The sequence below is a fragment of the Paractinoplanes deccanensis genome (genome assembly GCF_016862115.1).
In the GTDB taxonomy this organism is placed as follows: Bacteria; Actinomycetota; Actinomycetes; order Mycobacteriales; family Micromonosporaceae; genus Actinoplanes; species Actinoplanes deccanensis.
Genome location: NZ_BOMI01000115.1, coordinates 99521 through 108226 on the forward strand (window position 1 = coordinate 99521; position 8706 = coordinate 108226).

The following is an 8706-nucleotide window of genomic DNA, read 5'->3' on the forward strand; positions in this document are numbered from 1 at the left end:
GCCGGCGCCTTCAAGATCAGTGCATGCTCACGAAACACGCCGTGGCCGCTGAGGCGGCCGGCCTCACCGAGTTCTGGTCCCAGCGGGTGCTCGCCTCGGCGAACGGCAACCTGCTCAAGGTGGCGAAGGGCACGGGGTCGACGAACTGGCACGCGCACGACGACCAGGACGAGACCTTCCTGCTGCTGTCCGGGCGGATGACGATCCAGCTGCGCGACGGCGACGTGCCTCTGCTCCCCGGCGACCTGCTGGTCATCCCGCGCGGCGTCGAGCACTGTCCCCGGGTCGACGGGGACGAGGCCCACTTCCTGCTGATCGGCCCCGAGGTGACCTCGAACGCCGCCGGCGGCAAGCCGGACTGGAGCGCCGGGGCCGAGCCGCCCGCGCGGCCCGGCCCCGGCCCCGGGCGCTAGCCGGCCCAGGCGTAGACCTGGGGCGCGACGGCCGCCGCGGTGGCGAAGTTGGTGTTCACCGTGGTGGCCTCGCGGGTGCTCGGGTAGGCGTTGGTGCACGACACCGGGGCGCTGCTGCCGGACATCAGGTCGGAGCAGAGGCCGGTGCGGCGGTCGGGCAGGCCGAGCAGGTGGCCGAACTCGTGCGCGGCGATGCGGGGCTGGTAGTAGCCGTCGTTGACCGCCTCGCGGCCCATGTACCAGCGGCCGTTGCCCAGGGACGTGGTGATCGCGCGTGGCCAGCCGTTGTCGGCGTACACCCGGATGTTGGGGGTCTGCCCGGCCGGGACCGGCACCAGGCGGACGTTGGTGACGCGGCTGTTCCAGATCTGCGCGCCCTGGTCGACGACCGAGCGGAACTCCTGGGCCTGGCCGGCGTCGTAGTAGAGCACCCGGGGTGCGGCGGCGGCCGGTCCGGCGCTGGTGGCCTGCACTCCCACGGCGGCCAGCGCGGTGGCGCAGAGGGCCGCGGCGATCCTGCGTAACAACATCTCTCCTCCTCGGGGGTTACGTCCGAGGCTGGCCCTCTTATCGAGGCATATCAATACGTATGGCCATACCGGATTCGGTCTCTGCGAGGTGTGATGCCGGGCACCGGGTGCCGCGCTAGCGTTCAGGAGATTGATCGACAGGGAAGTGGAGCACCATGGCTACTCTCGGCAATTCCGGCATCGACGTCTTCCCGCTCTCGCTGGGCGGCAACGTCTTCGGCTGGACCAGTGACAAGGACGCCTCGTTCGACGTCCTCGACCAGTACGTGGCCGGCGGCGGCAACTTCATCGACACCGCCGACGGCTATTCGGCGTGGGTGCCGGGCAACTCGGGCGGCGAGTCCGAGACGATCATCGGGGAGTGGCTCCGGGCCCGCGGCAATCGCGATCGGGTCGTCGTCGCCACCAAGGTCAGCCAGCATCCGCAGTTCCGGGGGCTCTCCGCGAGCAACGTCGCGGCGGCCGCGGACGCGTCGCTCACCCGGCTCGGGGTCGAGCACATCGACCTCTACTACGCGCACTACGACGACGAGTCGGTGCCGCTGACCGAGACCGCCGCCGCGTTCGACGCGCTGGTGCGGGCCGGCAAGGTCCGCGCGATCGCGGTGTCGAACTACACCGGCGCCCGCATCCGCGAGTGGATCGGGATCGCCGAGCGGGAGGGCTTCGCGCCGCCGGTGGCCGTCCAGCCCCACTACAACCTCGTCGCCCGCGCCCGGTACGAGGAGGACATCGCCCCGGTCGCCGCCGACGAGAACCTCGCCGTCGTGCCCTACTACGGCCTGGCGAGCGGCTTCCTCACCGGCAAGTACCGCACCACCGAGGACCTGTCGAAGTCCCCGCGCGGCGGCGGCGCCGGCACCTACCTGAACGAGGGCGGCCTCGAGGTCGTCGACGCCCTCGACCGGATCGCCCGGGCGCGCGGCGCCGAGATCGCCACCGTCGCCCTGGCGTGGCTGCGCGGGCGCCCGCAGGTCGTCGCCCCGATCGCCAGCGCCAGCAAGGCGTCGCAGCTGCCGGCGCTGCTCGCCTCGGCGACGTTCGACCTCACCGCCGAGGAGGTGGCCGCCCTCGACGCGGCGTCCGCGAAGTTCGCATAACCGCAGCTCAGGTGCCCTGGAATAGCGGGGCACCTCCGCTGGTTGTGGTGGTCGATCCTTTGGAGGAGAGAGCCATGAAGAACGGCATTCACCCCGATTACCACAGCGTCGTCTACCGCGACCGCAACGCTGACTTCGCGTTCCTCACCCGCTCGACGGAGACCAGCCGTGCCACCGTCGAGTGGACCGACGGCCGGACGTACCCGGTGATCGACGTCCAGATCTCCTCGGCGAGCCACCCGTTCTGGACGGGCCGCACCCGGGTCCTGGACACCGCGGGCCGCATCGAGAAGTTCCGCGCCAAGTACGCCCGCCACGGCAAGTAAAGAGAGCCACAGCCGCCATGCCCGGCCCCAGGGGGGAGACCGGGCATGGCGTGTCTTCGCCGGGTCAGGCGCGCACGCCGGCGGTCGCCGGGCCCCGCAGCGCGCGGCGGGTGGTCTGGATCGTCGCCGCGGCGGTCAGGACCACCGCGAGGGCGACGATGACCCCGTACTGCCAAGGACTCGCCGACGGCCAGAGCTCGCCGGCACGGGCCGAGCCGAACGGCACGATGGTGAACAGCGACGCCGAGGAGCCGCCGAGCACGCCGGCCACGGTCACCAGCACGACCTCCAGCGACACCATCCCCAGCAGCTGACCGCGGGTGGCGCCGGCCAGGCGGTGCTGGGCGAACTCGCGGCGGCGGCGCGTGGTGGCGGCGACGAGCGTGTTGACGAGCATCACGGCCACGAAGACCGCGATCATCCCGACGACCACGTAGTTGAGCGTCTGCACGTCCTGCGCGTACTCGGGCTGGATCTGGCCCTCGGCGGCGCGGTCCTCGATGCCTTGCATGTACACGGTCCCGGTGGCCACGCCGGTGAAGATGAGCACCGGCATGACGGCCGCGGCGAGCTGCCGCGCCCGGGAGTGCACGCCGGTCACCGCCAGCTCACCCGCAACGCCGCCGAAGGCCCGCACGACCGGGCCGATGACGGCGGTGACCAGCCGCAGCAGCTCGGGAGCCAGCAGCGCCAGGCCGATGGAGGCCCAGATGCCGGCCTGCCCGGCGGTCTGCATCGCGTCGACGCCCTTGCCGTCCATCAGCGTGGCCGTCAGCACCGAGCAGTTGGCGCCCGCCAGCAGGAAGATCACGGCCCCGACGCGGCGCAGACGCGGCCTTTCCGGCCTGCCGCCGGCCTTTCCGGCGGTACGGCGTGCCGTCGCGTACGCCGCGGCCACGGCGCCCAGCAGCGTCACGCCGAAGCCGGTGCCGAGCGCGATCGGGCCGAACCGGTAGCCGACCGACTCCGCGACCTGGCCGGTGTCCTGCAACAGCGAGAGCAGGACGCGGCCGAGCGCGTACCCCACCGGCACGGCCGCCGCCGAGGCGATCAGCGCGATGGCCGCCGCCTCACCGACGATCATCCGGCGCAGCTGCGGGCCGGTCGCGCCGGCCGAGCGCAGCAGGGCCACCTGGTCGGCGCGCTGCCGCACCGACAGGCTCAGCGTCGACGTGACCGCGAAGGCCACGATGACGAGACACCAGCCGCCGCCCACCACGGCCGTCGTGGTGAGCGACTCGGTGTCCCCGGTGTCCATCAGGGACGCGAACGCCATCAGCAGGGCGGCGCCGAGGAACGCCGACACGAAGGTGGCCACGAAGCCGCCCGGCCGGTGCTTCAGGTTCCGCAGCGCGATGGCGATCATGCCGCGGCCCGGGTGGTGAGGTCACCCAGGTGGGCGAGGCGCTCGGCCACGGCGTCGGCGCTCGGGTGCGCCATCGACCCGGCCAGCCGCCCGTCGGCCAGGAACAGCACGGCATCGGCGTGTGCCGCCGCCACCGGGTCGTGGGTGACCATCACGACCGTGCGCCCGTACTCGTGCACGACCGCCCGCAGCAGGCCCAGCACCTCCCGCGCGCTGCGCAGGTCGAGCGCGCCCGTCGGCTCGTCGGCGAAGACGACCGCGGGCTCGGTGACGAGCGCCCGCGCGACCGCCACCCGCTGGCGCTGGCCGCCGGAGAGCCGCTCGGGCAGCTCGTGGGTGCGGTCGCCGAGGCCCAGCCGGTCGAGGATCTGCCGGGCGTTCGCCGGCCGCCGCTTGCCGGCCAGGCGCAACGGAAGCAGCACGTTCTGCTCGACGGTGAGCGACGGCAGCAGGTTGTAGTCCTGGAAGACGAAGCCGACCCGGCTGCGCCGGAACTTCGTGCGGGCAGTGTCCTTTGTGGCCGTCAGCTCGGCGCCGCCGATGAAGACCCGCCCGGCGGTCGGCAGGTCGAGCCCGGCCGCGCACTGCAACAGGGTGCTCTTGCCCGAGCCGGACGGTCCCATCACCGCCGTGAAGGTCCCCGAGGCGAAGCGCGCCGACACGCCGTCGAGCGCCGTCACCCCGTTCTCATAAGTCTTGTACAGCGATTCCACACGGACCGCGTCATTCATGCTGGTGCCCCTCCCGTGTTCGGATGAGTACACCGTACGGGCGCACTACCTGCCGGGTCGGTAGTGCTAACCCCACCATTCGACGTGGTGCTTCGCCCTGTGGTGCACTAGTGCGGTGGAGCCCCTGTACCGGCGGATCGCCGCCCAGATCGCCGCGCAGATCACCGACGGCTCGCTGCCGCCGGGCGCGCCCGTCCCCTCGACCAGGCAGATCATGGCGTCGTACGGCGTCGCGATGGCCACCGCGACGCGGGTCATCGGCCAGTTGCGGGACACCGGCCTGGTGGAGACGCGGCCCGGCCTCGGCACGGTCGTCTCCGGCGGCACCGCCCCGCCCGACCGTGACCGCATCGTCCGGGTCGCCATCACCGTCGCCGACGCCGAAGGGCTGGGCGCGGTCTCGATGCGCCGGCTCGCCGGCGAGGTCGGCCTGCCGACGATGGCGCTCTACCGCTACGTCGAGGACAAGGAGGACCTCGTCCGGCTGATGACGGACCGGGTGATGGCCGAGCATCCCCCGCCGCCCCACCTCGATCCCGGCGTCGACGACTGGCGCACCTGCGTCGAGGCGCTCGCCCGCCTCCAGTGGGCGATGTACCGCGAGCATCCCTGGCTGGCCCAGGCGATGTCCTTCACCCGGCCGCCGCTGGCCCCGCACGGCATGGCGCACACCGAGTGGACGATGCGCGCCCTCGACCGGTGCGGGCTCGACACGAGCACCCAGTTCACGGCCGCGGTGATGATCGCCAATTACGTACGGGGCACGGCGGTCAACCTGGAGGAGGAGGCCCAGGCCGAGCAGGAGACCGGCATGACCGAACAGCAGTGGATGGAGGCCCAGCAGGACCGGTTCGCGGCCGTCCTGGCCACCGGCAAGCTCCCGCTGATGGCCCGCTTCATGGCCGGCGACCACGAGTTCGGCCTCGACCTGCTGCTCGACTACGGCCTCCAGCGCCTCCTCGACGGCCTCGCCGCCGTGATGAAGCCCTAGAGACGCTCCAGCTCCGCCAGGCGCGACTGCAACGACGCGCGGATCGCCGCGACGGCGTCGCCGCCCACCGGCAGGCGCAGCGGCGGCGCGTCCATCTCCGTCACGGCGAGGATGGCGTCGGCCACCCGCGCCGCGTCCCCCGGCGCGTGGCCTTGCTGAGCGTCCGGTCCTGAGGCGGTTACCGCGCCTGCTGCCCCGGCGTGCCGGCGGCGTCGCCGGTGGCCGGGTCGTGGTCCGGGCGGCGGGTCAGGACGAGCGGGCCCGTCTCGGTGACCGCGACCGTGTGCTCGGAGTGGGCCGTGCGGGATCCGTCGGCGGAGCGGATCGTCCAGCCGTCCTCGTCGAAGCGGATCTTGTCGGTGGTGACGAGGAACCACGGCTCGATGGCGATCGTGAGGCCCGGCATGAGCCGCATGCCGCGGCCGGCGCGGCCGTCGTTCGGGATGTGCGGGCTCTCGTGCATGGTGCGGCCGATGCCGTGGCCGCCGAACTCGCTGTTGACCCGGTAGCCGTAGTCGCGGGCCACCGCGCCGATCGCGGCGGAGATGTCGCCGAGGCGCCCGCCGGGCTGGGCCGCCTCGATGCCGGCCTCCAAAGCCACCTCGGTCGCCTCGATGAGGCGCAGGTCCTCGGGGGCGGCGGTGCCGACGACGACCGAGTACGCCGAGTCGGCCGTCCAGCCGTCGATGGCGACCGCCATGTCGATGCTCAGCAGGTCGCCGTCGCGCAGCGCGTAGTCGTGGGGCAGGCCGTGCAGGACGGCGTCGTTGACCGACAGGCACAGCACGTTGCGGAACGGGCCGCGGCCGAACGACGGCGCGTAGTCCCAGTAGGACGACTCGGCGCCGCGCTTCTCGAGGAGGCCGCGCGCGTGCTGCTCGAGGTCGAGCAGGTTGACGCCGGGGGCCGCGGACGCGGCGACCTCGGCCAGCACCTCGCCGACGAAGCGGCCGGTGACATGCATGAGCCCGATCTCGGCGGGGGACTTCAGCTCGATCACGGTATAGTTATACCACGCCGGTTTGGGGTCTATAGTGACGGAATGGTTCGCCAACCGCACACCGCCGAACAGATCGCGGCCGGCCAGCGCCTTGGCATCGCCCTCCGGCAGGCTCGCGCCGGCCGCAGCCTCGTCGAGGTCGCCGTCGCCGCCGGCATGTCCCCCGAGACCCTCCGCAAGATTGAGGTAGGCCGCCTGCCGGCCCCCGCCTTCGGCACCGTCGTGCGCCTCAGCGACGTCCTCGGCGTCCCCCTCGACGCCCTCGCCGACGCGTGGCGCGCCGGCCTGCTGGTCCGCCAGGCCTCCTGACGACGCCCCTTCCGGGTGAAGTTGGCGCGCGCGACATATCCGCCCGGGCGGTGCGGTGCTAGCTTGAACTTCGCACGAACGCACGACCGCAAACCCGTAGCCATACGCCGGCTACGGGTTTTTTGTTGCCGACGTGAGCCTTCGAGGCGGAGGAAATGTCAAAACGGAACTCGTGCATCCGCTGGACCATCACAGCGGGATCGGCAGCCGCGGTCGGTGGTATGACCGGCGTTGTGGCGGGCCCGGGACCCGGGATTCTCGCCGGCATCGCCTGGGCGAATTTCATGAACTCGGTTCTGCCGAGAATCATGATGACCGCGGAACAGGAGGCCCTGTTGACCGAACCGGTCTCGGGGGATGTGCCTTTCGAGTTCCGGGTGCGATTCGGCCTACGGGTGGCGGACAGCGAGCAGGAGAGGCTGGTTCCCTGGCAGTGCGGCGCATCCGCGACGCCAGGGCAGACCTGAGCCTACCCCTTTCCCGCTGATCAACGAAATGTCTTCGTGCGGGGGAGGTCGGCAATCTCCCCCTTCCACCCCACCATTGCGACATCTATTTGTCTGGAGTGCATCATGGCCATTCACGACGGGAGCCTCAGGGCGGTCTCCAGTGTGCTGGCGATCGCGGCGTACGAGCTGGGAACCTCTATTTGGAGAACGGCAGCCTGGTCCGGGCCGAACACTGGCTGACGGTGGCCCGCGAGCAGGGCGCTGCCGGGGCGGACGAGTCCCTCGCCGAGGTTCGGCAGTTGCTCGAGGCGGAGGCTCGCGGCAGCCGCGCCCCGGTGGAGCCCGAATTCGTCCCGACCCTGTCCGTCGCCGTGCGCCACAGCGTCCGCCGGCCCCGGGTTCGCATCGTCGTCCTCGTCCTCGGTGTGCTTTCCCTCGCGTCGGCGTTCGTCTTCGCGGGCCACGAGGTCCGGCCGCTCGTGGCCGTGCTCACCGTGCTACTCGCCGTCACCTGGTTGATCCAGGCGGCGATCCCCCTGTGGCGGGTCCGGCCGCGGCCGCGGGACACCGTCTATGAGCAGGTCGAACGGAGGTAATGGAGAACCGCCTGGACCCGGCGGTGGCGGCCGCCGCCGGGTCCGCCCAGGCCCAGCTTCGCGAAGATGCCGGTGACGTGGCGTTCGACGGCGGGCACGGTGATGAACAGCCGGGCCGCGATGCCGGCGTTCGAGTGGCCCTCGGCCATCAGGGTGAGCACCTCGCGCTCGCGGGCCGTCAGCGTGCCGAGCGGGCCCTCGTCGCGGCCGCGGCGCACCAGGCCGGAGATGACGTCCGGGTCGAGGGCCGTGCCGCCCGCGGCGACCCGGCGGACCGCGTCGAGCAGGGTGTCCGCCACCGCGATCTTTTGCTTGAGCAGGTAGCCGACGCCGGTCGGGCCCGCCTCGACCAACTCGAGGGCGAACTCCTCCTCGAGGTATTGCGAGACCACCACGACCGCGCACGCGGGGCTGCCGCGCCGCAGTTCCCGCGCCGCCCACATGCCGTCGCGGCCGTCGCCCGGCGGCATGTGCAGGTCGGTGACGACCACGTCGGGGCGGTAGGCGCGAGCCTGGCCGAGCAGGCCGTCAGCGGTGGCGGCCGTGCCGAGGACGTCGACGCCGCCTTGCTCCAGCACGCGCACCATGCCCTCACGCACCAGGGTGTGGTCGTCCGCCACGACGACCCGAAGCGTGCCGTTCATCCTGCTACCTCCCGTACCGCCGATGTGGCTGCACCATGGTCCGGCGTCCGGCAATGGGGGAGCACCAGTCATTCGACTCGGGCGACGAGGGACACTTTCCTCGTGACTGCGCTCGTCGGCAGGTCCTCGGACCTGCACCACCTCCAGGCCTTCCTAGCCGCGACGAACGCCGCGACGAACGCCGCGACGAACGCCGCGACGAACGCCGCGACGAACGCCGCGACGAACGCCGCGACGAACGCCGCGACGGG

General features: G+C 72.0%; 13 protein-coding genes. 7 read left to right on the plus strand and 6 right to left on the minus strand.

The annotated features are described in order from the left end of the window. Positions 1-23: 23 nt before the first annotated feature. Entirely contained in the window at positions 24-413 is a 390-nt protein-coding gene (locus tag Ade02nite_RS29370; RefSeq protein ID WP_203770952.1) for a cupin domain-containing protein, read from the plus strand. On the opposite strand, the gene Ade02nite_RS29375 is transcribed toward Ade02nite_RS29370, so the two are convergent. Next, positions 410-943, minus strand: coding sequence for a snapalysin family zinc-dependent metalloprotease (locus Ade02nite_RS29375; protein ID WP_203770954.1), 534 nt, complete (start codon positions 941-943; stop codon positions 410-412). The genes Ade02nite_RS29370 and Ade02nite_RS29375 overlap by 4 nt on opposite strands. A gap of 155 nt (positions 944-1098) precedes the next feature. Between Ade02nite_RS29375 and Ade02nite_RS29380 the strand changes: the two genes are divergently transcribed. Then, positions 1099-2043 carry an aldo/keto reductase gene (locus Ade02nite_RS29380; RefSeq protein ID WP_203770956.1) on the plus strand — a complete coding sequence of 315 codons (945 nt, stop codon included), beginning with the start codon at positions 1099-1101 and terminating at the stop codon, positions 2041-2043. A gap of 74 nt (positions 2044-2117) precedes the next feature. Then, on the plus strand, positions 2118-2369 hold the full coding sequence (locus tag Ade02nite_RS29385; protein WP_203770958.1) for a type B 50S ribosomal protein L31: 252 nt from the start codon (positions 2118-2120) through the stop codon (positions 2367-2369). 64 nt (positions 2370-2433) lie between these two features. On the opposite strand, the gene Ade02nite_RS29390 is transcribed toward Ade02nite_RS29385, so the two are convergent. Then, positions 2434-3735: an FtsX-like permease family protein gene (locus Ade02nite_RS29390; protein WP_203770960.1), complete on the minus strand. Its 1302-nt coding sequence runs from the start codon at positions 3733-3735 to the stop codon at positions 2434-2436. After that, on the minus strand, positions 3732-4466 hold the full coding sequence (locus tag Ade02nite_RS29395; protein ID WP_203770962.1) for an ABC transporter ATP-binding protein: 735 nt from the start codon (positions 4464-4466) through the stop codon (positions 3732-3734). Before Ade02nite_RS29395 ends, Ade02nite_RS29390 begins: the two co-directional genes overlap by 4 nt. 115 nt (positions 4467-4581) lie before the next feature. Between Ade02nite_RS29395 and Ade02nite_RS29400 the strand changes: the two genes are divergently transcribed. Further along, positions 4582-5457: a TetR/AcrR family transcriptional regulator C-terminal domain-containing protein gene (locus Ade02nite_RS29400; protein ID WP_203770964.1), complete on the plus strand. Its 876-nt coding sequence runs from the start codon at positions 4582-4584 to the stop codon at positions 5455-5457. Positions 5458-5635: 178 nt separating this feature from the next. On the opposite strand, the gene map is transcribed toward Ade02nite_RS29400, so the two are convergent. After that, the gene (gene map / locus Ade02nite_RS29405) at positions 5636-6457 is read right to left on the minus strand and encodes a type I methionyl aminopeptidase (protein ID WP_203770966.1); all 822 of its coding nucleotides are present in this window, start codon (positions 6455-6457) and stop codon (positions 5636-5638) included. Between the two features lie 42 nt (positions 6458-6499). On the opposite strand from map, the gene Ade02nite_RS29410 reads away from it, so the two are divergent. The 3 genes from Ade02nite_RS29410 to Ade02nite_RS29420 all read left to right on the plus strand — a co-directional run bounded on the left by Ade02nite_RS29410 (position 6500) and on the right by Ade02nite_RS29420 (position 7811). Continuing rightward, positions 6500-6766 carry a helix-turn-helix domain-containing protein gene (locus tag Ade02nite_RS29410; protein WP_203770969.1) on the plus strand — a complete coding sequence of 89 codons (267 nt, stop codon included), beginning with the start codon at positions 6500-6502 and terminating at the stop codon, positions 6764-6766. Between the two features lie 221 nt (positions 6767-6987). Next, positions 6988-7233: a hypothetical protein gene (locus tag Ade02nite_RS29415; protein ID WP_203770971.1), complete on the plus strand. Its 246-nt coding sequence runs from the start codon at positions 6988-6990 to the stop codon at positions 7231-7233. A gap of 182 nt (positions 7234-7415) precedes the next feature. Continuing rightward, on the plus strand, positions 7416-7811 hold the full coding sequence (locus Ade02nite_RS29420; protein ID WP_203770973.1) for a hypothetical protein: 396 nt from the start codon (positions 7416-7418) through the stop codon (positions 7809-7811). On the opposite strand, the gene Ade02nite_RS29425 is transcribed toward Ade02nite_RS29420, so the two are convergent. Next, on the minus strand, positions 7787-8455 hold the full coding sequence (locus Ade02nite_RS29425; RefSeq protein ID WP_203770975.1) for a response regulator transcription factor: 669 nt from the start codon (positions 8453-8455) through the stop codon (positions 7787-7789). The two genes, Ade02nite_RS29420 and Ade02nite_RS29425, sit on opposite strands and share 25 nt — an antisense overlap. A gap of 68 nt (positions 8456-8523) precedes the next feature. Continuing rightward, the coding region (locus Ade02nite_RS29430) for a hypothetical protein (protein ID WP_203770978.1) at positions 8524-8706 on the minus strand (183 nt) is incomplete at its 5' end.

Excerpts from the sequence above, each read along its gene's own strand:
- Ade02nite_RS29415 (WP_203770971.1), top strand. The coding sequence starts at position 6,988 with ATGACCGGCGTTGTGGCGGGCCCGGGACCCGGGATTCTCGCCGGCATC.
- Ade02nite_RS29425 (WP_203770975.1), bottom strand. The coding sequence starts at position 8,455 with ATGAACGGCACGCTTCGGGTCGTCGTGGCGGACGACCACACCCTGGTG.
- Ade02nite_RS29385 (WP_203770958.1), top strand. The coding sequence starts at position 2,118 with ATGAAGAACGGCATTCACCCCGATTACCACAGCGTCGTCTACCGCGAC.
- Ade02nite_RS29375 (WP_203770954.1), bottom strand. The coding sequence starts at position 943 with ATGTTGTTACGCAGGATCGCCGCGGCCCTCTGCGCCACCGCGCTGGCC.
- Ade02nite_RS29410 (WP_203770969.1), top strand. The coding sequence starts at position 6,500 with ATGGTTCGCCAACCGCACACCGCCGAACAGATCGCGGCCGGCCAGCGC.
- Ade02nite_RS29390 (WP_203770960.1), bottom strand. The coding sequence starts at position 3,735 with ATGATCGCCATCGCGCTGCGGAACCTGAAGCACCGGCCGGGCGGCTTC.
- Ade02nite_RS29395 (WP_203770962.1), bottom strand. The coding sequence starts at position 4,466 with ATGAATGACGCGGTCCGTGTGGAATCGCTGTACAAGACTTATGAGAAC.
- Ade02nite_RS29370 (WP_203770952.1), top strand. The coding sequence starts at position 24 with ATGCTCACGAAACACGCCGTGGCCGCTGAGGCGGCCGGCCTCACCGAG.
- Ade02nite_RS29380 (WP_203770956.1), top strand. The coding sequence starts at position 1,099 with ATGGCTACTCTCGGCAATTCCGGCATCGACGTCTTCCCGCTCTCGCTG.